The following is a 25,078-nucleotide window of genomic DNA, read 5'->3' as shown; positions in this document are numbered from 1 at the left end:
CCCGCCGCTCATGCGGGGGACCGCACCACTCCCTTTTTCAGGATGATATTGCCATAGAGACGCCGCTCGCCGGTCGCCACCAACGTGAAACAGGCTTTGGCGCGCGCATAGAACGCGAACCGCTCGAGAGAGGCGAGACGAAATTTCTCGCCTTCGTGGCGAAGCAGGAGATCGCGAAACGTTTGGAAGATCGGCTGCTCTGCTTGAGGCTGTCCCACAACCTCCATGCGCCACGCGGCCTCCGGCACGAACTCGTCGAGTGGCATGACCGACAAGATGGCGTCGAGTGCCGCGCTGGCCTCGATCCCGCCGAGGCGGACCACCGGCGGCCCCATGCTCTCCGCCGGGAAGTTGCCGTCGACGATCGCCAATTCGTCCCCATGTCCCATCGCCCGCAGCGTCCTCAGAAGGTCTGGCGTGAGAAGCGGGTCGATCCCCTTGAGCATTGGTCGATTCCTCCTGATTTGCTTTGCGCCAAGCTTGAACCACGGGGCCGGGTCTGACAATGAAAAGCCGCGACGCGACAATGCCGTGACGCGAAACGCCCGGGGACAGAACGCAAATGGCATCCAAGCTCGATCAGTTGCGGGCAATCACGACCGTGGTTGCCGACACCGGGGACTTCGAGGCGGTGCGTCGCTTCCGTCCGACGGATTGCACCACCAATCCGACGCTCATCCTGAAGGCGGCTCAAAGCCCGGCTGGGGCCGAATTGATCGAGGAAGCCTGCCTGTGGGGGCGCAGCCACCATGGCATGACGAGCCGCGTGGCCGATCGCCTCACAGTGAGTTTCGGCGCCGAACTGGCCCGCATCGTGCCGGGCCGCGTGTCGACGGAGGTCGATGCCGATCTGTCGTTCGACACCGAGGCGACGCTCACCAAAGCCCGCGCCTTCATCGCGGACTATCACAGCCGTGGCATCGAGCGCGACCGGGTGCTGATCAAGATCGCGGCGACATGGGAAGGCATCGATGCGGCACGCATCCTTCAGCGCGAAGGGATCGACTGCAACCTCACTCTCGTCTTCAGCCTGGCCCAGGCCGCCGCCTGTGCCGAGGCCGGTGTGTTCCTGATCTCGCCCTTCGTCGGGCGAATCTACGATTGGCATGTCAAGGCCGTGAACAAGACCTTCACTCCCGAGACCGATCCGGGCGTCCGCTCGGTCCGTCAGATCTACGACTACTACAAGGCCCATGGCATCACGACGGTGGTCATGGGCGCCTCGTTCCGGACGCTCGGCGAGATCGAGGCATTGGCCGGCTGCGACCGGCTGACGATTGCGCCGCAATGGCTCGAACAGCTCGGACAAGCCGAAGGCCCTCTGCCGCGTATGCTTGACCCCATGCGGCCTGCTGCCTCCGTACCCGCGCGTATGAATCTCGACGAGAAAACGTTCCGGTTCCTCATGAACGAGGATGCGATGGCGACCGAGAAGCTTGCCGAGGGCATCCGGCTCTTTGCCAAGGACCTTCGCGCCTTGCGAGAACTGGTGTCGCAGCGGCTCGAAGGCTCCGTCGATCCTCTCGCGGCCCCCCTGTCCCAGGAAATAGGCTGACGCTCCCGGCGGCACGACGTCGTTGATCACGCTCTATGATGCGCAAGGGACGGTTCTGCCGACCGGCTTCGATGGTCGGGGCCTCCCGAGCGGGGTGGTCCTGATCGACCTGCTCCGTCCCGACGCGTCCGAAATCGCCTATGTCGAGCGTGTCACCGGACTGACGCTCCCCAGTTCGCACCGCATGTCGGAGGTCGAAGTCTCAAGCCGCCTTGCGATGCAGCGCAACGCCCTCCAGGTGACTTCGCCGATCGTCTACCGAACCAACGACATCGCGGTGAACACGTCGCCAGTGGGTTTTCTGCTGTCGGCCCGCTTGCTGATTACGATTCGGTTCGTCGAGCTCAAGGCTTTCACGGACTTCCTCGAACAGAAGCCGTTTCGCATCGGCGATCCGTCGCAGGCCCCGATGGAATTATTTTTGGGCCTCGTCGAAACCATCGTCGACCGGATGGCGGACGCCATGGAACAGATCGGCGTCGACCTCGACCGGATGTCGCAGCATATCTTCCAGCCCGACGTCGATATCGACGTGGCGACAAAGCCGGTTCACGCCGAGCGCCGCCTCAGCCGATCCCTGAAGACGATCGGACGGAATGGCGATCACACGTCGCATGCCCGCGACAGTCTTCTCGGGCTCGGACGTCTTGTTGCCTACGTGGGCACCCATGCCGAGGAGCGGCTCTCGGCCAATGCCAAGAACCGCCTCGAAACCCTGAAGCAGGACATCGCCTCTCTCAACGACTACCAGAACCGCCTCGCCGATAAAGTCCAGTTCCTGCTCGATTCAACGCTCGGCTTCATCAACATCGAGCAGAATCGTCTCTTCAAACTTCTGACGATCGCCTCGGTCGTGGGTGTGCCGCCGACCTTTGTGGTGGGCCTTTATGGTATGAATTTCAAAAACATGCCCGAATACGACTGGGCCTATGGCTACGAATGGGGCTGGGTGCTGATCGTCATCAGCGTGGTGGTCCCCATGGTCTGGCTGAAATGGCGAGGCTGGTTCTGACCCTCGGACCGTGCGACAGCTTGACTTGCCGGCCAGCTTGCCAATCTTTCGCAAGACGGCGCTGGGGCCCGCGGAGAGTACGTCATGGAGTGGGAACAATCCCGCCGATCCGACAATATCGAGGACGTTCGCGGATCGGGATCTGACGGCGGCGGCGGGGGTGGCATTTCGGTGGGCGGTGGCGGCCTGGGGATTGGCGCCATCATCATTCTGGCCATCATCGGCTATGCCACGGGAATCGATCCCCGGATTCTGATCGGCGGCGCCGAAACAATCGTCAACCATGGCCAAAGTGCACCGACCAATGACGGCGCCCAGCCGCAACAGCGCCAACAGGCCCGGAATGCCGGGGCGCCGAAGGATCAGATGGGCGATTTCGTTTCGGCTGTCCTGGGCGAAACCGAAGATGTGTGGAGCCAGGTTCTACCCCAGCAGAAGAACGTCCAATATGTCGCGCCGAGACTCGTGCTCTACAGCGGCGTGACGCGCTCGGGGTGCGGCCAGGCTCAGTCGGCGATGGGGCCCTTCTATTGCCCCACCGATCGCAAGGTCTACCTCGACATGGCCTTCTTCAATGACATGCGGCAGAAGCTCGGCGGCGGCGGTGACTTCGCCTATGCCTATGTGATCGCCCACGAAGTCGGCCACCATGTGCAGAACCTGCTTGGTATCTTGCCCCGCGTTCATGACGAGATGGAACAGGCTGATCGGACGGATGCCAATGGCCTTTCGGTCAAGCTCGAGTTGCAGGCGGATTGTTTCGCCGGTGTCTGGGCCGCCAATGCCGATCAGAAATTCCATATTCTCGATGCGGGTGATGTCGACAAGGCGCTCAATACGGCGGAAGCAATTGGGGACGATCGTCTGCAGAAGTCTTCGCGCGGCTATGCCGTGCCGGACAGCTTCACGCACGGGAGTTCGGCGCAGCGCAAGCAATGGTTCACGACCGGACTGAAGACCGGCAAGGTGGATGCCTGCAACACATTCGGCCAATAGGCGAAAACCTTACGGGACATCTCAGGGAGGATCGACCATGCCGCGGCTTGACGAGACCCGCGCGTTCCTTCCTCTCGGGATCGCGGTGCTGACCGTGTCCGACACCCGCACGGTCGATGACGACCGCTCCGGCGACCTGCTCGCCGGCCGCCTGTCGGCCGCCGGCCACAAGCTGACGTACCGGGCGATCGTGCCGGATGACGTCGCGGCGATTCAGTCAGCCGTAAAAAACTGGATCGCCGACGCTGCCGTGGATGTCATCATCACGACGGGGGGAACGGGGTTCACCGGCCGCGATGTGACGCCTGAAGCGTTGGAACCTTTGTTCAGCAAACGGATGGACGGGTTCTCGTCGGTCTTCCACGCGCTGTCGTTCGCGAAGATAGGCACCTCCACGGTGCAATCGCGTGTGACGGCCGGGCTCGCGGAGACGACCTTCATCTTCGTTTTGCCAGGCTCGCCAGGCGCCTGTTCGGATGCATGGGACGGCATCCTGCTGCATCAACTCGATTATCGCTACCGACCCTGCAACTTCGTCGAGATCATGCCGCGGCTCGACGAGCACTTGAAGCGCGGCGCAACCCCGGCGTGACCGCCCTCAATCGCCGCCCGCCCAGGCGCGTGTCTTGAAGGTTCGGCGTGGGCGAACCTGCCGTTGAAGGGCTTGGAAGCTATCGGCCGAAACGCCGGTCAGATGTTTGCGCAGGACCACGAGCCCAACTGTCGGGACAAGGCTGGGCATGATGCGGCCGAACCATCCTGTTTCGACGGACTTCACGCCGACGCCACCTTCCAACCAGCCGGAATGCCGTGACGCCAGTCCCGCCATCTCGTCGATCAAGGCGCGGTCGAAGCTGACGCCCGCCAGCAAGATCAGGATCTGCTCGCTGCGCGCCCGGGCCGCGCCCACCTGCAGGGAACGCGCGAAATCCGGCTCGGCCACGAAGCTGCAACCCGCGTAGTCGGCCACTTTGGCGAGTTCCGCATCCGCGGTCGTGGCCACCAAAACGACATCGCGCACGAGACCGTCGACGGCACCGGGCACCAGGGCTGCCAGGGTACGGACGGAATCGCTTGAAGTCGGTCGCCGCCCCGCCGCCGTGCTGGACCCGAGAACCAGAACAGAAATCATGAGCCTCCAACCTCAGCGGACGCTTTTCAGCCGACTTGCTCCTGGCACCCCGACGGCAGCATCGATGACGTTTGAAACCGCAGAAATCAACCATGGAATCTGGCTGCAAGGCGACCGCACCCCGGCTGCCCTGGTCGGTTTTCTTACGCATTCGAGAGCCTTTCGAAGGGAGCCGCGGAGACAGTTCGGCGGAGGTTATTGACCGGCCTCGGTATGTTCTTTATTTGTTCTCTTTGTGGGTCGGCTGGTGGGTAGGGTGGCTCGGGCCCACCGAAATGGGTGCAGATGCCGAACACCGATGCCACGGACCGGATCCCGGCGATGGGACGATCGCTCGATCTTGCCGACGATACCGCGGGTCCTCGTACCGCTCCGCCGAAGCAAGGGCGGGCGCGCAAGATCACGCGGCCCATCCGGGCCGAGGCTGCCGACCCGGTCGATGAGGATCGGCGGCGCGGCCGTGGCACGATCAGCAATCGCTCGGCCCGCTTCGAGCCTGTGCAGCGCGTCGCGGACGATGACGGCTGGGGCACGCTCGAGACGCTTGAGCCGTTCAAGACGACCGTCACGGAGGAACGGCCGAAGACGATCATCACTCGCAATGAATCGCCCGATCTCTCTTTCGACCGCTCGATCAATCCTTATCGCGGCTGCGAGCATGGCTGCGTCTACTGCTTTGCGCGTCCGACCCACGCCTATATGGGGCTATCGTCCGGGTTGGATTTCGAAAGCCGGCTCTTCGTGAAGGTGGGCGCGGCGGAACGGCTCGCGGCGGAACTGGCCGCGCCAAGCTACAAGGCTCGGACCATCGCGATCGGCACCAACACCGATCCCTACCAGCCGATCGAGCGGACCCATGAGGTGATGCGATCGGTACTGCAGGTTCTGGCCCGTACCAATCATCCTGTCGGCATCGTCACCAAGTCGGTTCTGGTCACACGCGACATCGACCTTCTCGCCCCGATGGCCGCCAAGGGTCTCGTCAAGGTCGCCTTGTCGGTCACGACCCTCGATGCGAAATTGGCTCGCACCATGGAGCCTAGAGCGTCCACACCCGGGCGGCGGCTTGAAGCCATCCGTCGTCTGTCGGAGGCAGGCATTCCGGTGGTGGTGATGACCGCGCCGATCATCCCGTCGGTCAACGATGCCGAGATCGAAGCGATCCTGGAGGCCGCTCGCGGCCTCGGCGCGCGGGAGGCCGGCTTCGTGATGCTGCGCCTGCCGCTCGAAGTCCGCGATCTTTTCCGTGAATGGTTGCTGCAACATTTTCCGGACCGCTTGCGTCACGTGATGAGCCTCGTGCAATCGTTTCGTGACGGCAAGGACAACGATTCGACTTGGGGGCAGCGGATGACAGGCACGGGACCCTATGCGGCCATGATCGCGCGGCGGTTCGAGATCGCCTGTGCGCGCCTCGGCTTTCCGAAAACGAGGGCGCGGTTGCGCACTGATCTTTTCGTGAAGCCCGAGCTGGCGGGCGCGCAACTCAGCCTGTTCTGATGCTGGACATCGCGCCGCGGCAGCCCGCGAAGGCACGTGAGGGACTGGCCCTCGCGCGGGAACTCGACCTCTATGCGCGAGGTTTTGCGCATGTCGTGGGCGTCGACGAGGTCGGGCGTGGTCCCTTGGCCGGCCCCGTGACGGCCGCGGCCGTGATCCTCGATCCCCAGGATGTGCCCCCGGGCCTCATGGACTCTAAGGTCTTGCCAGCCGGGGCACGCGATGATGCGGCGCGCGCCATCATGCTCCGGGCCTTGGCGGTCGGGATCGGCTTCGCGACCCCCAAGGAGATCGACGGCCTCAACATCCGGCAGGCGACGTTCCTGGCCATGCGGCGCGCGCTCGCCGCGCTGGCGCTGCGGCCCGATTATGCGCTGGTCGATGGGCGCGACCTTCCGGGGCTTGCGGCTCTGCCGGGCGAAGCCGTCATCAAGGGCGATGCGACCTGCGTTTCGATCGCGGCGGCCTCGATCGTAGCCAAGGTGGCGCGCGACCGGCTGATGATCCGTCAGCATGGTCACGACCCACGCTATGGTTTTCACCGTCACAAGGGTTACGCTACGGCAGAGCACCGGGACGCCTTGCTGAAGCACGGTCCCTCGCGCTTCCACCGGCGCAGCTTCGCACCTTGCGGCCATGAGACCGAAGCCGAAGCTTCCCTTGAGCAGTGTTGAGGCGAGGCCTTGCAGGACAAGACATGGTGACGACGCTCTCGCCCGTAGACCTTCTCGGCGACCTGATCCGGTGCCCGTCCGTCACGCCGACGGAAGGCGGTGCGCTGCAGCTTCTGGCCGGGCTTTTGGCGGAGGCTGGATTTAGCGTCGAGCGTCCGACATTCTCGGAGCCCGGCCTCCCCGATGTCCAGAACCTCTATGCGCGCCTGGGCACCGCGTCGCCCTGCCTGGTCTTCGCCGGACATACGGATGTAGTGCCGCCGGGGGACCTCGGGGGATGGCGCCATCCGCCCTTTTCGGGTGAGATCGCGGACGGCATGATCTATGGGCGCGGCGCTTGCGACATGAAGGGCGGGGTGGCGGCGTCGGTCGCGGCGGTTCTCGCCTATATCGACCGGCATGGGCCACCTCCGGGTTCGATTGCCTTCCTGATCACCGGGGACGAGGAGGGTCCGGCCGTCAACGGGACCCCGAAGCTGCTGGCCTGGGCCGAGGCGCGGGGCGAGCGCTTCGACCATTGCCTCTTGGGCGAGCCGACCAATCCCGATGCTCTCGGCGACATGATCAAGATCGGCCGGCGTGGCTCGCTGTCCGGTTCGGTCACGGTGCAGGGCAGGCAGGGCCACGTGGCTTACCCCCATCGGGCCGAGAACCCGATCCCACCGCTCCTTCATCTGCTGCAGGCGCTGCTGGCGACGCCGCTCGACGGCGGCACGCCGTATTTCGATCCCTCCAATCTCGAAATCGTCAGCGTGGACGTCGGCAACCCGTCCACCAACGTCATCCCGGCGCAGGCGACCGGCCGCTTCAACATCCGCTTCAACGACCTCTGGACACCCGAAACCCTCGAAGCCGAACTCCGCCGCCGGTTGAGCGTGGCAGGGCAGACCGCCCGCACGACGCTCGATCTACATCCCTGCAACGCCCTTGCGTTCCTGACGTCGCCCGGTGATTTCACCTCGCTCGTCGCCGAAGCCGTGACGGCGGAAACAGGGCGGCAACCCGCGCTCTCGACGACAGGCGGCACGTCGGACGCGCGCTTCATCGTGTCGCACTGCCCCGTCGTCGAGTTCGGCCTGGTCGGGCAGACCATGCATGCGGTCGACGAGGCCGTGAGCCTCGCCGACGTGGAGGCGCTGACGCGGATCTACGAGCGGGTTTTGGCGGTGTACTTTTCGCGCTAATGCCCTTGAGGGGGACCGAGGCAATGGCGTTGCTTTGTATGCTCATCGTAGCTCAGTTGATCGCCTGGGCATGGTGGCTCCACAAGCGTCGGGGCGCAACATTCACTGTCGGCGTGGTTGTGGGTCATGAACGCCGCGACAACGGTGATCAACCTGGTCTCCATCCTCGGATTGAAGTCACTACTCTTGCCGGAGAGGTGATCATTTTCGCGTCCAGCCTCGGGACAAGCACGGACCGGTGGCCAGTCGGGACAAAGGTCAACGTCAGAACGGATCGACGAAGGTTAGAGCATGACGATCCTTCGTTTGTTGTGGAAGCGTGCATGTTGATTACGTTAGTTCTGGTCGTCATTTTTTGGACGGCCGGGTAACGCGGCGTCCGGCAGTTGTAAACTGCCTCTTTCCGAACGCCGGACGGTACCTCTGAGTTGATGTGATTTGGACTGCTTCGACTTTCGTCCTCATCTGCGCAGTGCGGCAGCAGGAGCTTCAACACAGCGTGATCCCGGTTGCGGTTGCCCAAATCCCCCAAAAAGTTTACCGGTCTGTAACATTCCGACCCCGCCGTGACCCGTCCGGCCCAACCGTCAGACCCATGCCGCGCACCACAACCAGTCGTCCGCTCGTGATCGCATCCGTGATCGCGGCCATGTTCATGATCGCCATCGAAGCCACGATCGTGTCGACCGCGATGCCGCAAATCGCTGCGCAGCTCGGCGGATTGCAACTCTACTCGTGGGTGTTCTCGTCGTTTCTGCTGACCCAGACCGCCATGACGGTGGTGTTCGGCAAGCTCTCCGACGTCTATGGGCGCCGCCCCGTATTGCTGTTCGGCATTGCGGTGTTCATCGTCGCCTCCGTGCTGTGTGGCTTCGCCACCTCGCTTCCGGGGTTGATCGTCTTCCGTCTCATGCAGGGCGTCGGGGCAGGGGCCATCCAGCCGGTCGGCATGACGGTCGTCGGTGATCTCTATTCGGCGGAGGAGCGCGGTCGCGTCCAAGGCTGGCTGGCGAGCGTCTGGGCGCTTTCCGCCGTGATCGGACCACTGATCGGCGGCTTCATCGTCCAACATTTCTCCTGGGCCTGGGTGTTCTGGATCAATGTGCCGGTGGGGCTGCTGGCGGCGGCCGGGTTCATCGCCTTTCTGCACGAGACCGTCGCGACCAGGCGACATGCGGTCGATTGGCCTGGAGCTATGCTGTTCACGGTCGTGGTCGCGGCCTTGATGGTCGGCTTGACTGAACTCGGCACCGACGACTTACTGACGGCCGGTATCGCGCTCGGCATCTTCGTGCTCGGCCTTGCCCTGTTCCTGATGCAGGAAGCCCGGGCAGCGGAGCCGATGATCAATTTCAGCCTGTGGCGTCGCCGGGCGATCGCGGTCGCCAACGGGGTTTCGTTGCTGGCCGGCGTCGCGCTCGTGGGCCTCACCACGTTTCTGCCCATGTATGTCCAGGGCGTCTTGCGGCAGACGCCGTTGGTGGCTGGTCTCGCCATGACCATGATGGTGGTGGGCTGGCCCATCGGCGCGACCGCGGCCGCGAAGCTTCTGGTGCGGACGGGTCTGCGCGCCCTCTTCATCGCCGGCGCGGTGTTGATGCCGATCGGCGCCTTGCCGTTCGTCTTGTTGACGCCGGCCAGTTCACCGGTCACCGCCGGCATCGGCTCGGCGGTGCTTGGCCTCGGCATGGGATTGATCAGCACGGCCGCGCTCGTGATGGTGCAGGAGATGGTCGATTGGGCGCAGCGCGGCAGCGCCACGGCCGCGAACCTCTTCGCGCGGAACCTCGGCTCCACCCTGGGGGCCGCCGTGCTGGGCGCGATCCTCAACTACGCGCTTGGCCACACGGCCGGCATGGCGCCCATCACGTCGGACGAATTGCGGCACCTTCTGGAGCAAGGAGATCTCGCCGGGTCGGCTGACGCGGCTGCGATCAGAAACGCCTTGCAACACGGCCTCAACCTGACCTTCTGGGGTGTTCTTCTCGTCACCATCGTCGCCCTGGCTCTGGCCGTTTTCGTTCCCACGGTCGCCTTGCGCCGTCCAGCAAGGGAGATCGAGACGGCTTTGGTCGAAGAGGTGACCCTGTAGAGGCCGTCAGTCCACACGGCTCGTGCGGCGCTTTTGTTCGAGCGCAGCGAACGAGAAAAGCTCGATCGGCAGCGCCGTTCCGCCCTGCGTCGCGAGATCGGCCAGGATTTCACCCGCGACGCTCGCGAATTTGAAGCCGTGCCCCGAACAGGGCGAGGCGACGATCACCCGCTTTTCCGACGGGTGCAGGTCCATCAGAAAATCTTCCCCCGGCAGCATCGTGTAGCGGCAGGTCGTCGAGCCGGCGCGAACCCCGGCGGCGCCCGGAAGTCGGCGATGCGCGAAGCCGTCGAGTAGCGCCGTATCCGTGTCGTTGACCGGCGGATTGGGCAGGTTGGGATCGATAGGCTCGTGGAAATGAGCGTGCTTGCCCACTTTGAATCCGTCCGTCCCGATCGACGGAAAGCCGAAATAGGAGCCGGCGGCTCCCTCGTCGCGCAGAAAGACCGGCATCCGTTCGGGCAACGTCACGAAGGCGTCGGCCGGCTGATACCATGCGACCACCTGTCGGATCGGTTGGGCGATCCCGCGTAGCTGCGGCACCAGTTGCGCGATCCAGGGTCCCGTGGCGACGATGACGGTTCGGGCCCGCAGGCGCTCGAAGGCCGAGACGATCGTCACGCCCGCATCGTCGGGCTCGATGGCCGCCACGGCCTCGCCGAACCGCAGCACCGCACCGGCCTGGCCCGCGACTTTGAGGTGCGCCATCACGGCGCGCTCCGGTCGCAGATAGCCCCCTTCGGGTTCGAAGAGACCGACGTCGTCGTCGTCCAATGCGAAGACCGGGTAGCGAGCCTGCACCTGATCGGGGTCGAGGATCTGAAACGGCAGGCCGTGCAATTCGCAGGCGGCGCGCGCGCCGCTGACGATCGTGCTGTCGGGCCGCCCCATCTCAAGCACGCCGGTCACCGTCAGGAGGGTTTCGCGCACCTGCCGCTCCAACATACGCCAGTTCTGATAGGCACGGCGCAACAGCGGCACATAGGAGGGGTCCTCGAAATACCCGAGCCGGATCAGCCGGCTGTCGCCATGCGAGGAACTCAGTGCATGGGCGGGATAATGCGCCTCCAGCCCCACCACACGGCATCCGCGGCTGGCCAGGTGGGCCACGGCGGCGCTACCCATGGCACCCAGGCCGATGACGGCGACATCGAAGCTGTCAGACACGAAAGCAATCCCCAAGGTCTCGCGGCACAGCCGGGCCGGCGGATAGGCGGTGCGGGTCGAGCAAAAAGCGTTGGTTACCGCAGAGCGTTGTCCGGGACAATGCGGCCTCTCCGGGCCGAACTGGCTGAACAGCGCCCGCTTGCAATGACCATCGTGGTCGTTCGGGGCAGGACCATCCACGCGTGAGGGGCAGCCCGGCGTTTACTTTGCCCTTCGCCTCATTGTGAAACCGCGATCCGGCAGGTCTCTTTTTGCTTTTCCGATCAACTTATGGTTGTATTCGGCGTCCACTCTTCGGCGTAGGTGAGCAGGCGTTGTGATCCCAATCTGGGTGGAGTGTGCCGATTGGGGCCTGTCACGGAGGAAGCGCCATCTATGGAGGGGCGGCCGCCATGCGCTGGCCGCAATGACCATTGTGGCCGCGCTTCAGGTGAGCGGGTGTTCCACTCTCGGGGAGGGCGGACCCACCAGCCAGGCGATCCTGTCGCAGAGCTCCATGCTTCTCCCATATACGCTCGTGCCGGTCACGCCGGCCATCGTTGCCGTTCTCAATCAAAACGAGCCCGATCGGTTGGCAGGCCGCTTCACCGACAATCGCCCGCCGGCCCGGCTGACGCTGGGCGTCGGCGACGTGGTGGCCATCACGGTCTATGAGGCAGGGACAGGCGGGCTCCTGATCCCCGGAGACGCGAGTTCGCGCCCGGGCAATTTCGTGAACCTGCCCGGCCAGGCGATCGACAATGCCGGCAACATCACGTTTCCCTACGGGGGGCATATCCGGGCCGCCGGTTTGACCACGAGGCAATTGCAGGATGCGATTCTGGCACGGATCAAGGATCGGGCCATCGAACCGCAGGTGGTCGTTACCGTCACGTCACAGCAGGCCAATCTGATCTCCGTGCAGGGGGAGGTGAAAAATCCGCTGCGCTATCCGGCGGCGGCGTCCGGCGCCGGCGACCGCGTCTCGGATGCGATCACTCGCGCGGGCGGCATCATGGACCAGGGCTTCGAGACTTTTGTGGTCCTCGATCGCGACGGCAAACGCGCCACGGTTCCGTTCGAAGCCCTGCTGATCGATCGGGAGAACGACGTCTTTGTGCGGCCCGGCGATAAGATCTTCCTCTATCGCGAACCGCAGAAGTTCATCGCATTCGGCGCGACGGAAGGCCGGCAGGCCGAAATTCCCTTCGACTCATGGCGTATCAGTCTCGCGGAAGCCATCGCGAAAGCCGGCGGCCTGGTCGACACGCGGGCTGACCCCGGCTCCGTCTTTCTTTATCGGCGGGAACCGGTCGCCGTCGCGTCAAAGCTGGGGGTCGACGCGTCGCGGACCATGGTGGATGTCGTCCCGGTCGTTTTCTCTTTTGACCTCGGCAACCCCGCCGGCTTCTTCACGGCGACGCAGTTCAAGATGAAGAATGGGGACCTCCTGTACATCGCCAATTCGAAATCGGTCGAGATCAGCAAGGCCGTGGGTTTCTTCAACTCGGTCACCTCGACGGCCGTCAGTGCCTCGACCGCGGCGCTCGCGGTGCAATCGGCGGTCGCGGGGCGATCGAGCGCATTGCCGACCGTCGGGGGGCTGACAGTGGTTCCCTCCGGCATCACGGGTTTGCCTGGAACCATCACCACCAACGGCATCAGCAATGGTGTGTCAGGTACGATGAGTCCGACAGGCGGCACCGCGGACACGCCCTCCACCAGTGCGCCCACGGCTGGCAGCACGAACACGACCGTGTCACTGCCGGCGGCCCCCGCAAATCAGAGCACCAGCACCGGCGGCACCACCCGGCGCACGACGTCCCCAACATCAGGCAATTAAAGGTCAAGGCAGGCTACGCGGCACCCGGCCCGTTGGAGCCGAAGCAAGGCCCCCGTGTTTCTGCCGTGACTCGCACAGTCTTCCTGCTTCCCGGCGTCTACGGGGGGTGAGGCTGACCTCGCTCGGTTTCGTCAGGCCTGCGAGCCGGATCCGCATCTCGTTCCCGTCGAACTCCTCGCGATCGACGTAGCTGCCGCACTGCTGCGCGTTCGGCCTTGATCGACGGGTCGCCAGGGCATCAGCCCCAGTCGTCCAATCATACGCTCCGCTGCATCGGGATCGTGGCGGGCGCAGAAGGCTCTGGCAATGCTCTGCAAGGCCCGATGCGCCAGACCTGTTGACCCAACCACACGTCTCGCTTCTGCTTGCATGATTATGCAAGTTCGTGCATGAAGATACCGAATAATCGAGAATGAAGCATGCTTGTCACAGAGGATCTTCTTCCAGAGGAACGGCTTGACCGCATTCGCTCGCGCCTCGTGCGCGACGGACGCGTCTCGGCCTCCGATCTCGCGCGTGAGTTCCACACATCCGAGGACACGATACGGCGGGACCTTCGTGATCTTGCAGCGGCGGGGTTTTGCCGGCGTGTTTACGGTGGCGCACTTCGCTCGCCTGTCTCGGAGCCGCTCCGGACGCGGCTCGACCAGCGGCCGGGCGCCAAAGCTGCTCTGGCACGCGCGGCGGCCCGGCTCGTCGTTGCCAACCAGACTGTCTTCATCGACACAGGGTCGACCAATTGCTCGCTCGCGGCGGCCCTGCCGGATGACGTGGCCTTCACGGTCGTCACCAATGCGCCCGCGGTCGCTGTCGCGCTCGCGACTCACACCCGCTGCAGCGTCATTCAGATCGGAGGGCGGATCGACCCGGCGACGGGCGGTAGTTTCGGGACACGGGCCCTGCGCGACCTCGACGGATTGCGGCCGGACCTTTTCTTCGCCGGCACCTGCGCGGTCTCGGCCCAGCACGGGCTTGCGGTCTTCGATGGCGAGGAGGCGGCCTTCAAGCGCCGCCTCGTCGACAGCGGCGCCCGGTTGATCGTCTTGGCCACGACCGAAAAACTCGCGACATCCGCGCCGTTCGGGTTTGCGTCGCTCGGCGAGGTCGACACCCTGGTCCTGGAATTCGGGGTCGGCTTCGACAGTGCCGACGCCTACCCAGATCTCCACATCCTTCATGCGGCTGCGGCCACGGAAGCCAAATCATGACCTCGGCGACGATCTCCCGGACGGCCTCGTGGAACGAACGCGGTGCGACCTCCGCGATCTTTTTGGTTTTAGGGATGGGCTTCGGCGCCTGGGCGGCCTCGCTGCCCGGCATCAAGGCCGATCTGAGCCTCACTGATCGCGACATCAGCTTCGCTTTGCTGACCTTGTCGCTCACCTCGACCGCTGCGACGCTGATGGCGGGGTCGGTGGCGCCCCGCCTCGGCACAGGGCGGGCGACCGCGTGGGCGGCCCTCGCCTTCTGCATCACGGCGGCGCTGCCGGCCTGGGCGGGTTCCCTCCCGCAACTCGTCGGCCTCGTGGCCCTGTTCGGGCTCGCCAACGGATTTCTCGACGTGTCCATGAACAGCCACGCGACGGACGTCGAACAGCGCTGGGGACGAGCCATCATGTCGTCCTTTCATGGCGCCTTCAGCCTCGGTGGGCTGATCGGATCCGCTGCGGGCGGTTTGCTCCTGGGGGCAGGGCTCGGGCCTGCCGGTGAGGTGAGTGCCTTGGCGCTTGCCACTCTGGTCATCACCCTCATCGCGATCCCGGCGCTTGGTGCGGGATCGAAATCGGCCGCGCACGAGACCGGGCTGGCCTGGCCGATCCGAGCCGTTTGGGGCCTTTGTGCTGTCGCCTTCTGCGGCCTCATGGTCGAGGGTGCCATGGCCGATTGGAGCGCCATCTATCTCTCGACCGTGGTGCGTGCGTCTGAAGCGCTGTCCGCCAGCGGCTACGCGGCCTTTTCGGTCACGATGACCATCGGGCGCTTTGCGGGCGACAGTCTCGTGCGCCGCTTCGGGGCCAGCGTCATCGTGATCGGCGGCAGCTGTCTTGCGGCGATCGGCCTGGCTTTGAGCGTGGCCATGCCGACATTGCCATCTGCAACGGTCGGCTTCCTGTTGGTGGGCCTCGGCTTGTCGAACATCGTGCCGGCGGTGTTCAGTGCCGCGGGCCGGTTCGGCCGAACGCCTGCGGCCGGCATCGCGGCCGTGGTGAGTTGCGGCTACGTCGGCTTCATCAGCGGGCCGCCGATCATCGGCGCCATCGCGACGGTCACGACGCTTCGCATCGCGCTCGGTTGTGTCGTGCTGGTGGCAGGCGGCGCCGTTCTGTCCGGTATCTGGTCCCGGCATGTTCTGCAGGGCAAGACCGGCTAATCACCCCGGGGCCTTGCGGCGGCGCAGGCGGATGTAGAGGGCGCCCGCACCCCCGTGCGGGAGGCCCGCGTCTTCGAACCCAAGCACGATGGGCCGAAGGTCGAATTCGCGCAGCCAGTGCGGCACCATCCGCTTGAGCACGCCCGTTTCGCCGAACATATCGGACCGAGCCCGGCTTCGGTCACCCTTGCCGGTCACCACCAGCACCAGCCGCAAATCCTCCGCATAGGCGGTGTGGAGAAAGCGGCGCAGCGCCGCATGGGCATCGGGTTGGGTCAAACCGTGCAGGTCGATGGCGCGCTCGATGCCGATCCGCCCGCGGACGATCTTCTGGCGGGTGCGTCGGTCGAGGTCGGCCAGCGGCGGTGCGGCCCGCGGCGCGGCGGCTTTCGCCGGACGCCCACCCGGAGCGGGCGGCGCGGCGGGCTCTGGCTCGGCCGGTGTCGCGGTCGGCACAAGCGCGCGCGGCGGTCCTTCAGGCAGATGGCTTCCCGGTCGGCGCTCGACCGTGTCGGCGACGGAGCGCCACAGGGTGATCTCCTCGTCACTCAGGCGTCGGTATCGGATCGGCGGTTTCATGACGCGCGGGGCAGCAAGACCGTAAACCGCGCAGGATGGCGGACCAGACCGGCCGCGGTCCCGGCCGCCTCGCCGGAGCCTGTGAAGAGGTCGGCCCGCGCCCGGCCCAGGATGGCCGAGCCCGTATCCTGCGCGATGAAGAGCCGCGCCAACGGGGACGGACCAAATCCGGGGATCGGCCTGTCGCTCTCGATCCAGAACGGAAGGCCGTAGCACCAGAGGTTGCGGTCGACGGCGATCGAAACGCCAGCCTCGAGCGGCAGCCCCTGGCCACCCGTCGGACCGCGTTCATCGGCCTGCCCGGGTTCGAGGCGGAAGAAAATGTAGGATCGGTTCTCCTGCATCAGGGCGCGGGCTTCCTGCCCGACCTCTTGACCATGCGCCCGCAGCCAGGCCTTCAGGACATCGAGCGACATCTCCTCAAGGGCGATGCGGCCGGTCTCGATGAGACGCCGGCCGATCGACGTATAGGGCAGGCCGTTGCGGCCCGCATAGACGAGCCTCCGCTCTGTGCCGTCCGGCAGCCGGACGCGCGCCGATCCCTGGACTTGCACGAGAAACACTTCGGTCCAGTCGCGCAGCCAGACGACCGGACGCGCCTCGGGGCTAAGCGCGAAGGCCTCGAAGGCCGCGCGGTCTGGCGTCGGAGACAAGGTCCGTTCGGGTGGCGGAAGGATCGGGGCCGTGAAATGCGCGCTTTGTTGGAGAGCCCCGTCGATCACCGGCTCGTAATAGCCGGTCAGGAACCCATCGGGACCAGCCTCCGGGACCACGCGAAACGGTACAAAGGCCTGCTCGAAAAAGACTTTCGCCTCGGGGTCCGACACGGTTTGGGGGAACGCGGCCCGATCGCAGAGGTCACGCAGCGCCGGCCATGGTGGGGCAGCCGCACGCAACTCGCCTCCATGCCCCCGAATATGCAGGCCGCTGGCCCGAAAGGCCGCCCAGACGCTCGCGTGGGCTGCCGTCTGCCAACCGTCGAGATGCTCCCAAGCGAGGGGCTGAAGCGCTGCCGCATCCATCCAGGCCGCAGGTCGCATCACTCGCTGCTGGTGGAGGCGAGCGTCCAATTGGGGTCCCGCGCCGTGACCGTCCTGGTGAAGGTCCAATGGTCGACAACCTGGCCGACCGCTTCCGAACTGCCTTCCGCCAGGGCTTTGCCGGCCGTGCGGATGGCGTTGACCTGATGGGATTCGAAGCGAACGCCCACATGGGCGACGGTGCTGCGCAGTTGCGCGTCCACGATGATGGCCTGGTCGACCGCGACCATCGTGTGCTCCATCGTTTCACTGCGGGCTTCGCGATCCGCGATCGCGGCTACGAACCCATCGTAGACATCCTTGGCCAATAGCCCCGAAAGGGCCGCCCGATCGCCTTTCGCAAAGGCGTCGAGAATCATCTCATAAGCCATGCGGGCCCCGTCGATGAAGCCTCGGCCGCTGAAATTGGGATCGGCCGCCGCGATGGCGTCGAGGGAGGCGGCGAGCGAGGCGCCCGGCTCCGCCACCCCCTTCCAGCGATCAGGGTCATTGGTGGGCCGCAGGTTCGTGGGCGCCGAGGCACCCGGCATGGGAATGACGGTCCCGGTTTCCCGCGCCGCGCCCTCGTCCTGCTTCGGCGCGCCGCGGCGCAAGAAGGGATTGAACGGCGGCCGTTCCTCGCCGGTGCGGGTGCCGAGCACGGAGCGCAGCTTCCAGACGATGAAGATAGCAAGCGCCGCAAACACGATGGTCGAGACGTCGAAGGATTGGTTCATGGCGTAGACCACTTGGCATGGGCGGCGCTCCATTGCGCCCGGAAGCAATGCCTCCTATCTCTCTTATGTGGTGACACGGCCTCCAACATCCACTGATTTTCCCATGCGCACGCGGCCGGAAGCGTGAGGATGCACGATGAACGGTGTCTTCTACAATATTCGCGCCGGCCAATGGCCGCTTGGTAATCTCAAGTTTCTGCTGCTGGGCTGGGTCGTGGCGGAGGTGCTGGCCTTTTCGTTTGCCGTGAAGCTACTCGGTCTCGGAGGGACACTGCTCCTGATGTTCGCCACCAGCGTGCTCGGCCTGACCATCCTGCGCCGCCTTGGATTGGGGGCGGCCCAGCACCTTCGGCGCACGATGGGGATGGGCGGTGCGCCCAGCGAGGCATTCGTGGACGGCTCGTTGACGGCGCTGGGGGCTGTTCTCCTCATCCTGCCGGGCTTCGTGTCGGATGCGGTGGGCCTTTCGCTCGCGACACCGTCGATCCGCCAGACCCTTGCGGCGCGATTTCTCATGCGGCGAGACGGGTCGCCCACGCAGAAGCCGATGGGACGCAAGGCGACTCCGGATGTGATCGACCTCTCGCCGGACGATTGGCGCGTTGTCGACAAGTCCGGGCGGTCCTGAGGGACAGCTGACTTTCGGAAACTGGTCACTTTTGCGGAAGGCTTCGGTTCTGGTGCCTCCAGGACAGCACGATGACCCGACCGCCGAATGTCTGGTGAAGCGCAAGATGTCTGGTCCGCCTCCTCCGGTTCCAGGTCCAGGCGAAGCGTAGAAACTCCAGATTCAGGCGCTCGGGACAACCCGGAGCGGCGTCGGCGCGCACCTGCCCGAAGCTGGTAAGAATGCGCCGGATAATCCTCACCATCGCGAGCCAAGCAGGGATATCGAGATAGATGATGGTATCCGCCGCGCGCAATCGGGGACTGATCGTTTCCGTGTAGTTCCCGTCGATCACCCAGGCTGCCCCCCGCGTGATCCGTTCCACATCGGCGCGAAAGGCTTCTGAGGGCGCGGGCACCCACCCTGGCCGATGATACGATTGGTCAAGATGGAACACCGGCAGGCCGAACTCCGTTCCGAGGCGGCGGGCGAGTGTCGATTTCCCGCTTCCGGGCGGCCCCATCACCAGGATGCGCTGCATGGACTTTGGTTCCTGCGGACTTGGCCCCTTAGATCGGGAAGCCCGTGTTGGCGGAACGCATCGAACGGTCCGAATCATTCGCCTGCCATCGCGGTTGTCCCGCTTCGGCTTCCATGCTACGCGGCGGCCCATGTGACGTGCCCCTTCGTGCGGGGCCAAAGGAGATGGCGATGGCCGACGGCAATGGGAACGGCACGATGGATGCGACCGCGCCCCAATTGAATGCCCTGGTTCAATACACCAAGGATCTCTCCTTCGAGAACCCGAATGCCCCCCGGTCGCTCGGCCCTCAGGAGAAGAGCCCGAACATCTCGATCCAGGTCAATGTCAACGCGAAACAGCTGTCGGAGACAGACTTCGAGGTCAGCCTGGTGCTCGAAGGCGCGGCCGGCGAGGGCGCCGAGACGCTGTTCAAATTCGAGCTGAACTACGCCGGTGTATTCCGTGTCCGCAACATTCCGGCCGAGAACACCCACCCGGTCGTGATGATCGAATGTCCCCGGCTGCTGTTCCCCTTCGCGCGCCAGATCGTGGCCGATGCGGTTCGCAACGGCGGATTCCCGCCGCTCTATATCGACCCGATCGATTTCGCCGGCCTGTATCAGCAGAGGATCGCGGGCCAGGGCGCACCGAACGTCCCGGTCGCCTGACGGCCGCAACCCGGCCGCTTATCGGCAGTCGCGCATCGTCCCGAGCTGCCTTGCGGAACTTTCGGTAGCTCGGGGACTGGCATCTTCTCTTCCGGTTGGAGGACACGCGATGGCAAGTGTTTTCATCGATGGCGAGGCCGGCACGACCGGCCTGGGCATCCGCGACCGGTTGGCGCGCCACCCGCGTGTGAGCGTGCGCAGCATTGCGTCCGAGGACCGCAAGAACCCCGCGGCCAAGCTTGAACTGATGCGCGAGGTTGACCTCGTGGTGTTGTGCCTGCCCGACGAAGCCTCCAAGGAAACCGTGCGGCTGGCGGCGGAACTGGGTGGCGACGCGCCCAAAATCCTCGATGCCTCGACGGCGCACCGTGTGGCGCCGGATTGGACCTATGGGTTTGCCGAATTGGCCGAGGGCCAGGACGAGGCGATCCGCCGCGCCAAGCATGTCGCCAACCCCGGCTGTTACGCCACGGGCGCGATCGCGTTGCTCCGCCCGCTCGTCGATGCGGGCCTCGTGGCGCCCGACTTTCCGCTGACCATCAATGCCGTCAGCGGCTACAGCGGCGGCGGCAAGTCGATGATCGAGGCCTATGACAGCGGGACGGCACCCTCGTTCGAACTCTATGGCCTCGGGCTCGATCACAAGCATCTGCCCGAAGTCATGGCCTATGCGCGCCTGACCCGGCGGCCGATCTTCGTGCCGTCGGTCGGCAATTTTCACCAGGGCATGCTGGTGTCCATTCCGCTCCATCTCGATGAGCTTCCCGGCCGCCCCGATGTCGCGGCGCTGGGGGAGGCGCTCGCCACCCGCTACGCCCAGGGCGACCACGTGGTCTTCGCGGAAGCGACCGAGCCGCGGATCGAGGCCGAATCGCTGAACGACACGAACCGCATGGAATTGCGGGTCTACGGTAACACGGCGCACCGCCAGGCGGTGCTGGTGGCCAAGCTCGACAATCTGGGAAAGGGCGCCTCCGCCGCGGCCGTCCAGAACCTGGAGCTGATGCTCGGCCTCGCTTAATGGGTGTTCGACGAGGCGTCTGGTCTCCGTCCGCGATCAGCCCGGTAGCGGCACGCGATGCTTGGCGACCGGGATCATGGCCCGCACCTTCTCGACGCGGGCCGGATCGATCCGGGCCGCGACCGTCCCGACCCCATCCGAGGCCCGTGCCACCACATGGCCCCAGGGGTCTGCCACCAGCGAATGGCCATAGGTCTGGCGGGTCTCGTTGTTTTGCGTGAAACTGCCGGTCTGCGCAGCGGCGCAGAAATAGGTCTCGGTCTCGATCGCCCGCGCGCGGCAGAGCACCTCCCAGTGATCCTTGCCGGTCTGCATCGTGAAGGCGGCCGGCAGGGCGATCATGGTCGCCCCCTTGTCGGCCAAGGCCTGGAACAGCGCGGGAAAGCGCAGATCGTAGCAGATCGCGCAGCCCACCGTGACGCCTTCGCAGGCGTAGGTCACGACAGCATCGCCGCGTTTGAAGGCGGCGCTTTCCTTGTATTCGGTGCCGTCCGGCGCCGTGATGTCGAACATGTGGATCTTGCGGTAGCGGGCGACCTCACCCCCCTCCCGATCGAACACGACCGTGGTGTTGTGCAGCCGCTCATCCTCGGGAATGCGTTCGAGAAGCGAGCCCGCATGGATGAAGACGCGGTGCGTGCGGGCGAGCTCCTGCAGCAGGCTATAGGCCGGGCCGCCCGGCAGCGTCTCGGCCGCGGCCCGCTTCCCCTCGCGCGTGCCGCCGAGGTAGTCGAAACATTCGGGCAGCAGGATCCAGTCGGGCGCGTCCGCCGCGACGGCGTCCTCGATCAGCCGGCGCGCCATCGCCAGATTGGCGGGCTTGTCGCTGATCGAGTTCATCTGGATCAGGGAGACTTTCATCAGGATTGTTCCGCCGTGTTTTTTCGCGGCGGATGTTCGGTCACGAACGGCCTGCGTGCAAGGGTCGTCATGGTCACCGTCCTTCGAAAGCGAGCCGAAGCCCGAATCCGACGAAGACGATCCCGGTCAGGCGATCGAGCCAACGCACCACACCGGCCCGCTGCGTGACGACCTGCCGAAGCGCGGCGGCTCCGCCGAGCAGCAGCGCGAACCAGGCGAGCGCCAGGGCGATATGGATCGTGGTCAAAAGGATCATGAAAGGGGCCGCCGGCAGCCCGGGCGGCACGAATTGCGGCAGGAAGGACAAGTAAAACAGACCGACTTTCGGGTTCAGCAGGTTGGTTAGAAACCCGCGGCGAAAGGCGCTCGCTCCCGCGGCCGGCGCGGCCATTGCCGCGGCGTCGAGCCGCTCCCGCGGCCTGGCAAGCATGAGCAGCCCGCACCACAGGAGATAAGCCGCGCCGAACCAACGCAGCACCTCATAGGCCACAGGCGCCGTCTCCAGCACGGCCGCCAATCCAACCGCGACGGCGCTTCCCCATGCGAGGCACCCCATCTGGATACCGAAAGCCGCCCGCCATGCCGCCCTGCGCCCATCGGTCAGCCACATTCGCAGAACCAGCACGGTATCAAGGCCGGGCGTGACCGTGAGAAGGCCAGCCGCAAGGATGAACGCCACAAGGGCAGGCACGATCGACATTGGCATCCCGGCTCCGGCGACCCTCTTGCTGAACCGCCGCGATGCCGGTATGCGTAAAGTGCGCGCGGGCGTAGTTCAATGGTAGAACGGCAGCTTCCCAAGCTGCATACGAGGGTTCGATTCCCTTCGCCCGCTCCATTTTTGCGCCAAGGCGCTGATTTTGCTAGTCATAGAGCTCGTCGCTTGCTTGTTGTACGCCTCCTGGGCACAAAACTGGTGAGAATCCTGGTAAGAATCCAGCCCGAGCAAGCTGTCATGGGACGTTCCAGCAGCACCGGTTTGCCCTTCCTCGTCCTGCGACCCGATGCCGGGCAATACACCTGTCAGCGCTCGATTCCAGGCGACATCGCGGCCCTGGTCACCGGTACTGTCGAGCTCCTCTGAGCCCGAGGAACCCGGACCTTGTCTGGCAAACCTCTGGTCAAGATCTCGCTGAAGACCGGCGACGAAGCCACCGCGCGGATGCGATGGGTGCAGATCCATCCGCAGGTCGAGGCTCTCGTGCAGATCGCCCGCGTCAGTGCCAACGGCGCTAGCGCGCCGAAGCAGGCTCCGGTCCAGGTCGACCGGCTGACGCGCGATCAGATATCGATCATGGGCGCTCAAGCGCACCACGACATCCTGTACGAGCACGATCGAACTTGGGTCGATCCCACTTTCTCCCCGCCTGTGACCACCGTCATCACCAAACTGATGTTGGCCAAGGGGGCGGCGATGAACCGCGAACGGCCGAGGACGTGAGACGCCAGGCTCAAGCGATCTTCGAACGTCAGGCCAAGCAGGCCCTCATCGCGCGCGACATCGGCACCGTCGATCGGCGAATCGACGAGGTTGATCTGGACCCGACGATGTTCGATCTCGATGCGATTCGATCCGGCCGGGTGAGGCGGCTGACGACCGACCAGATGAACGCCCTGCGTCAGGCCAAAAACGCCCCGTTTCGACGATCACCAACGACATCGACGCGATCCTCGCCGAAACGGTCTCAACCTTGCCGATGACCACCCCGATCGTCGCCGCCTCGGGCTCGAGGTGTTGAGGGCACAGGTCAGGGCCAACGACGTCATCAAGGAGCGGGATCTCGGCGCACCGATTGTGACGCCGGAACGTCCTTCGCTTATCACGCCGCCGGAGGTGCCCACAGCGACGGTCGAAACATTGTCGGCCTTACGCCTGCGCTGGATCAAGCTGAACCGGCCCAGTCCGAAGCAGATCGACGACAACGCCCTTTACGTCAGCTACTTCGTCCAGCTGTTCGGCGACCTGCCTGTGAACGAGGTGACGAAAAAACAGGTCATCGCGTTCCGCGACAAGCTCCTTGATCGCCCCCGCAACGTGCCGAACAAACTCGCGAAGTCCAGCCTGGCCGAACAAATCGCTTGGGGTGCCACGACGAAGGCGCCGCGCCTGAGCCGAGGCACGATCAATGCCAAGGGCATCGGCTCGGTCAGCACCCTGATGCGGATTGCCCTGGACGATGAGCTGATCACGATCAATCCTTGCGCCGGAACGCGCCTCAAGCTCGACGACCGCGATGTCGTCGATCGGGAACCCTACAGCCCGGCCGAACTGAACGCGATCGTGGCCTCGAAGATCTATCAGGTGCCCGCCCGCATTTCGAAGGCTGGCTGAGGCGTTGCGGCTTTTTGGTTGCCTCTCCTTGCGCTCTTCACCGGCGCCAGGCTCGAGGAACTCGGGCAGCTGCTCGTGGCGGATATCAAGGTCACCGAGGGCATCACCTATTTCGATATCACCGATATTCCGGACGATGTTGAAATCGGCACCGCCGAGGACGCAGTCGAAATCGATGCGGGCAAGACGGTGAAAACCACTGCCGCTCGCAGGCATGTGCCCAATGCATGCTGCTCTCGTTCGATGCGGTTTTTTGGACTTCGTGCAATCGCGGCGGAGCGCAGGGTGTTCACGCTTGTTTCCCGAACTGATCGCCTATCGCGATCGCTACACGCGAAACTGGAGCAAGTTTTGGGGACGCTTTTGCGATGCTCATGTGACGAAGAGCAAGACCAAGACCTTTCACTCGTTTCGCCAAGGGGTCATTCGCCGACTTCGAAATCTCGAAGTCAATGAGAGTATGATCAAGGCGATCGTCGGACATGTCTTGAAGGGCACGACGTCGAATTATGGGCGCGTCAAGGGAAAGCTCTTCGAGCTTCGTACTCTCGACCACGCTCTTCAGAAGTTGGATTATCCGGGACTGGATCTGCAACACATCATCGATCGCCAAGGTTGGCGGAATCTCTGACAGGCCGCGGCGCTTGAACTGGCTGGGGGACCTGGATTCCCAGCCAATTCCAACGCTGATCGCTTTTCCTTTAAGCTCCGTGCGTATCTCACGAAGTTGGTGGACCATGCCGGTGGTCCTGATGTCAACTGTGGCTGAGCCAATCTGCAATCGATCTTCATCACCGCGCAATAGCAGTGACCAATTTTCGCCGTTGATCCAACCCTCTGCGCAGGAGAAGCGCTCGCGCGCAAATCAGCATCGAAGGGATTACCCACGTCTAAATCTATCTTAGACTCTGATCGAAGCAGAAAAGCACCACCCTGAGTGTGAATCGGCGTGGGGTTCCAACGCCGATCATCGTCGCAAACCGTTGATGTGTATGGATCGAGAGGGGTCCCGGCGTGAAGCCGAAGCACACAATAGCGTCGTTCAGAAGCTCGCAAGCGGACCTCGCAGACACGCGGATTTCAGGACTCGACCGACCCGGTAGGACGGCCCTACGGATCTCAGGCAGGTGGCCGCCGAAGCTCCAAGCTGCTAAGCAGAGATTCGTGACTTGGCCAACGGATGGCATTGTCGCTCTGCATTTCGCATTTCGACGGCCTTATGGATG

At 64.6% G+C, this 25,078-nt stretch carries 27 protein-coding genes and 1 tRNA gene; 18 read left to right on the top strand and 10 right to left on the bottom strand.

The window, feature by feature from the left end; all coding sequences use genetic code 11:
- Positions 1-8 precede the first annotated feature (8 nt).
- The gene (locus M8523_RS19550; protein ID WP_282586584.1) at positions 9-446 is read right to left on the bottom strand and encodes an RbsD/FucU family protein; all 438 of its coding nucleotides are present in this window, start codon (positions 444-446) and stop codon (positions 9-11) included.
- 116 nt (positions 447-562) lie between these two features.
- Between M8523_RS19550 and tal the strand changes: the two genes are divergently transcribed.
- From tal to moaB, 4 genes are all read left to right on the top strand, one after another.
- Positions 563-1,555, top strand: coding sequence for a transaldolase (gene tal / locus M8523_RS19545; RefSeq protein ID WP_282586583.1), 993 nt, complete (start codon positions 563-565; stop codon positions 1,553-1,555).
- 22 nt (positions 1,556-1,577) lie between these two features.
- Positions 1,578-2,567, top strand: coding sequence for a magnesium transporter CorA family protein (locus tag M8523_RS19540; RefSeq protein ID WP_282586582.1), 990 nt, complete (start codon positions 1,578-1,580; stop codon positions 2,565-2,567).
- Between the two features lie 84 nt (positions 2,568-2,651).
- Positions 2,652-3,563 carry a KPN_02809 family neutral zinc metallopeptidase gene (ypfJ, locus tag M8523_RS19535; RefSeq protein WP_282586581.1) on the top strand — a complete coding sequence of 304 codons (912 nt, stop codon included), beginning with the start codon at positions 2,652-2,654 and terminating at the stop codon, positions 3,561-3,563.
- 37 nt (positions 3,564-3,600) lie between these two features.
- Positions 3,601-4,155 carry a molybdenum cofactor biosynthesis protein B gene (gene moaB / locus M8523_RS19530; RefSeq protein WP_282586580.1) on the top strand — a complete coding sequence of 185 codons (555 nt, stop codon included), beginning with the start codon at positions 3,601-3,603 and terminating at the stop codon, positions 4,153-4,155.
- A 6-nt stretch (positions 4,156-4,161) separates the two neighbouring features.
- Here the strand turns inward: moaB and M8523_RS19525 are convergent, their stop codons facing one another.
- Positions 4,162-4,695, bottom strand: coding sequence for a hypothetical protein (locus tag M8523_RS19525; protein WP_282586579.1), 534 nt, complete (start codon positions 4,693-4,695; stop codon positions 4,162-4,164).
- A gap of 321 nt (positions 4,696-5,016) precedes the next feature.
- Here M8523_RS19525 and M8523_RS19520 point away from each other — a divergent pair, with 321 nt between their 5' ends.
- The 4 genes from M8523_RS19520 to M8523_RS19505 all read left to right on the top strand — a co-directional run bounded on the left by M8523_RS19520 (position 5,017) and on the right by M8523_RS19505 (position 10,145).
- Entirely contained in the window at positions 5,017-6,195 is a 1,179-nt protein-coding gene (locus tag M8523_RS19520) for a PA0069 family radical SAM protein (RefSeq protein ID WP_428350938.1), read from the top strand.
- Positions 6,195-6,869 carry a ribonuclease HII gene (gene rnhB, locus M8523_RS19515; RefSeq protein WP_282586577.1) on the top strand — a complete coding sequence of 225 codons (675 nt, stop codon included), beginning with the start codon at positions 6,195-6,197 and terminating at the stop codon, positions 6,867-6,869. Before M8523_RS19520 ends, rnhB begins: the two co-directional genes overlap by 1 nt.
- Positions 6,870-6,892: 23 nt before the next feature.
- Positions 6,893-8,053, top strand: a complete 1,161-nt coding sequence (gene dapE / locus M8523_RS19510; RefSeq protein ID WP_282586576.1) for a succinyl-diaminopimelate desuccinylase — start codon at positions 6,893-6,895, stop codon at positions 8,051-8,053.
- Positions 8,054-8,648: 595 nt separating this feature from the next.
- A complete protein-coding gene (locus tag M8523_RS19505; protein ID WP_282586575.1) occupies positions 8,649-10,145 on the top strand; it encodes an MDR family MFS transporter in 1,497 nt (498 codons plus the stop codon).
- 6 nt (positions 10,146-10,151) lie between these two features.
- On the opposite strand, the gene solA is transcribed toward M8523_RS19505, so the two are convergent.
- Positions 10,152-11,312: an N-methyl-L-tryptophan oxidase gene (solA, locus tag M8523_RS19500; protein WP_282586574.1), complete on the bottom strand. Its 1,161-nt coding sequence runs from the start codon at positions 11,310-11,312 to the stop codon at positions 10,152-10,154.
- Positions 11,313-11,718: 406 nt separating this feature from the next.
- Here solA and M8523_RS19495 point away from each other — a divergent pair, with 406 nt between their 5' ends.
- The 3 genes from M8523_RS19495 to M8523_RS19485 all read left to right on the top strand — a co-directional run bounded on the left by M8523_RS19495 (position 11,719) and on the right by M8523_RS19485 (position 15,505).
- Positions 11,719-13,134, top strand: a complete 1,416-nt coding sequence (locus M8523_RS19495; protein ID WP_282586573.1) for a polysaccharide biosynthesis/export family protein — start codon at positions 11,719-11,721, stop codon at positions 13,132-13,134.
- A 419-nt stretch (positions 13,135-13,553) separates the two neighbouring features.
- Positions 13,554-14,342, top strand: coding sequence for a DeoR/GlpR family DNA-binding transcription regulator (locus tag M8523_RS19490; protein WP_282586572.1), 789 nt, complete (start codon positions 13,554-13,556; stop codon positions 14,340-14,342).
- The gene (locus M8523_RS19485) at positions 14,339-15,505 is read left to right on the top strand and encodes an MFS transporter (RefSeq protein ID WP_282586571.1); all 1,167 of its coding nucleotides are present in this window, start codon (positions 14,339-14,341) and stop codon (positions 15,503-15,505) included. The genes M8523_RS19490 and M8523_RS19485 overlap by 4 nt, the downstream gene beginning before the upstream one ends.
- On the opposite strand, the gene M8523_RS19480 is transcribed toward M8523_RS19485, so the two are convergent.
- Genes M8523_RS19480 through M8523_RS19470 form a run of 3 tightly spaced genes read right to left on the bottom strand, consistent with a single transcriptional unit; the run spans position 15,506 to position 17,840 of the window.
- A complete protein-coding gene (locus M8523_RS19480; RefSeq protein ID WP_282586570.1) occupies positions 15,506-16,084 on the bottom strand; it encodes a Smr/MutS family protein in 579 nt (192 codons plus the stop codon).
- Complete coding sequence (mltA, locus tag M8523_RS19475) at positions 16,081-17,124, bottom strand: murein transglycosylase A (RefSeq protein WP_282586569.1); 1,044 nt, start codon at positions 17,122-17,124, stop codon at positions 16,081-16,083. The genes M8523_RS19480 and mltA overlap by 4 nt, the downstream gene beginning before the upstream one ends.
- Positions 17,124-17,840: a Tim44/TimA family putative adaptor protein gene (locus tag M8523_RS19470; RefSeq protein WP_282586568.1), complete on the bottom strand. Its 717-nt coding sequence runs from the start codon at positions 17,838-17,840 to the stop codon at positions 17,124-17,126. Before M8523_RS19470 ends, mltA begins: the two co-directional genes overlap by 1 nt.
- A 136-nt stretch (positions 17,841-17,976) precedes the next feature.
- On the opposite strand from M8523_RS19470, the gene M8523_RS19465 reads away from it, so the two are divergent.
- Positions 17,977-18,468: an FxsA family protein gene (locus M8523_RS19465; protein WP_282586567.1), complete on the top strand. Its 492-nt coding sequence runs from the start codon at positions 17,977-17,979 to the stop codon at positions 18,466-18,468.
- 25 nt (positions 18,469-18,493) lie between these two features.
- On the opposite strand, the gene M8523_RS19460 is transcribed toward M8523_RS19465, so the two are convergent.
- On the bottom strand, positions 18,494-18,988 hold the full coding sequence (locus M8523_RS19460; protein WP_282586566.1) for an AAA family ATPase: 495 nt from the start codon (positions 18,986-18,988) through the stop codon (positions 18,494-18,496).
- Between the two features lie 170 nt (positions 18,989-19,158).
- Here M8523_RS19460 and secB point away from each other — a divergent pair, with 170 nt between their 5' ends.
- Together secB and argC are read left to right on the top strand one after the other, a co-directional pair.
- Positions 19,159-19,638, top strand: a complete 480-nt coding sequence (gene secB, locus M8523_RS19455) for a protein-export chaperone SecB (protein ID WP_282586565.1) — start codon at positions 19,159-19,161, stop codon at positions 19,636-19,638.
- A gap of 109 nt (positions 19,639-19,747) precedes the next feature.
- Positions 19,748-20,659: an N-acetyl-gamma-glutamyl-phosphate reductase gene (gene argC / locus M8523_RS19450; RefSeq protein ID WP_282586564.1), complete on the top strand. Its 912-nt coding sequence runs from the start codon at positions 19,748-19,750 to the stop codon at positions 20,657-20,659.
- Positions 20,660-20,695: 36 nt separating this feature from the next.
- On the opposite strand, the gene M8523_RS19445 is transcribed toward argC, so the two are convergent.
- Both M8523_RS19445 and M8523_RS19440 read right to left on the bottom strand, forming a co-directional pair.
- On the bottom strand, positions 20,696-21,520 hold the full coding sequence (locus tag M8523_RS19445) for a carbon-nitrogen hydrolase family protein (RefSeq protein ID WP_282586563.1): 825 nt from the start codon (positions 21,518-21,520) through the stop codon (positions 20,696-20,698).
- 73 nt (positions 21,521-21,593) lie between these two features.
- Positions 21,594-22,226 (bottom strand): LysE family translocator, encoded by a 633-nt coding sequence (locus M8523_RS19440; RefSeq protein WP_282586562.1) that lies wholly within the window; start codon positions 22,224-22,226, stop codon positions 21,594-21,596.
- Between the two features lie 58 nt (positions 22,227-22,284).
- Here M8523_RS19440 and M8523_RS19435 point away from each other — a divergent pair.
- The 4 genes from M8523_RS19435 (at position 22,285) to M8523_RS19420 (ending at position 23,852) form a co-directional block, all read left to right on the top strand.
- A tRNA-Gly gene (locus M8523_RS19435) sits at positions 22,285-22,358 on the top strand.
- Positions 22,359-22,475: 117 nt separating this feature from the next.
- Positions 22,476-22,604 (top strand): hypothetical protein, encoded by a 129-nt coding sequence (locus tag M8523_RS19430; RefSeq protein WP_282586561.1) that lies wholly within the window; start codon positions 22,476-22,478, stop codon positions 22,602-22,604.
- An 18-nt stretch (positions 22,605-22,622) separates the two neighbouring features.
- Positions 22,623-22,961 carry a hypothetical protein gene (locus M8523_RS19425; protein WP_282586560.1) on the top strand — a complete coding sequence of 113 codons (339 nt, stop codon included), beginning with the start codon at positions 22,623-22,625 and terminating at the stop codon, positions 22,959-22,961.
- Between the two features lie 294 nt (positions 22,962-23,255).
- Positions 23,256-23,852 carry a hypothetical protein gene (locus tag M8523_RS19420; RefSeq protein WP_282586559.1) on the top strand — a complete coding sequence of 199 codons (597 nt, stop codon included), beginning with the start codon at positions 23,256-23,258 and terminating at the stop codon, positions 23,850-23,852.
- Positions 23,853-24,141: 289 nt separating this feature from the next.
- Here M8523_RS19420 and M8523_RS19415 read toward each other — a convergent pair whose 3' ends face one another.
- A complete protein-coding gene (locus M8523_RS19415) occupies positions 24,142-24,591 on the bottom strand; it encodes a hypothetical protein (RefSeq protein ID WP_282586558.1) in 450 nt (149 codons plus the stop codon).
- Between the last annotated feature and the right edge of the window lie 487 nt (positions 24,592-25,078).

It is taken from the genome of Lichenifustis flavocetrariae, assembly GCF_026130545.1.
In the GTDB taxonomy this organism is placed as follows: Bacteria; Pseudomonadota; Alphaproteobacteria; order Rhizobiales; family Beijerinckiaceae; genus Lichenihabitans; species Lichenihabitans flavocetrariae.
This window is presented reverse-complemented; position numbering and strand designations above follow the sequence as displayed.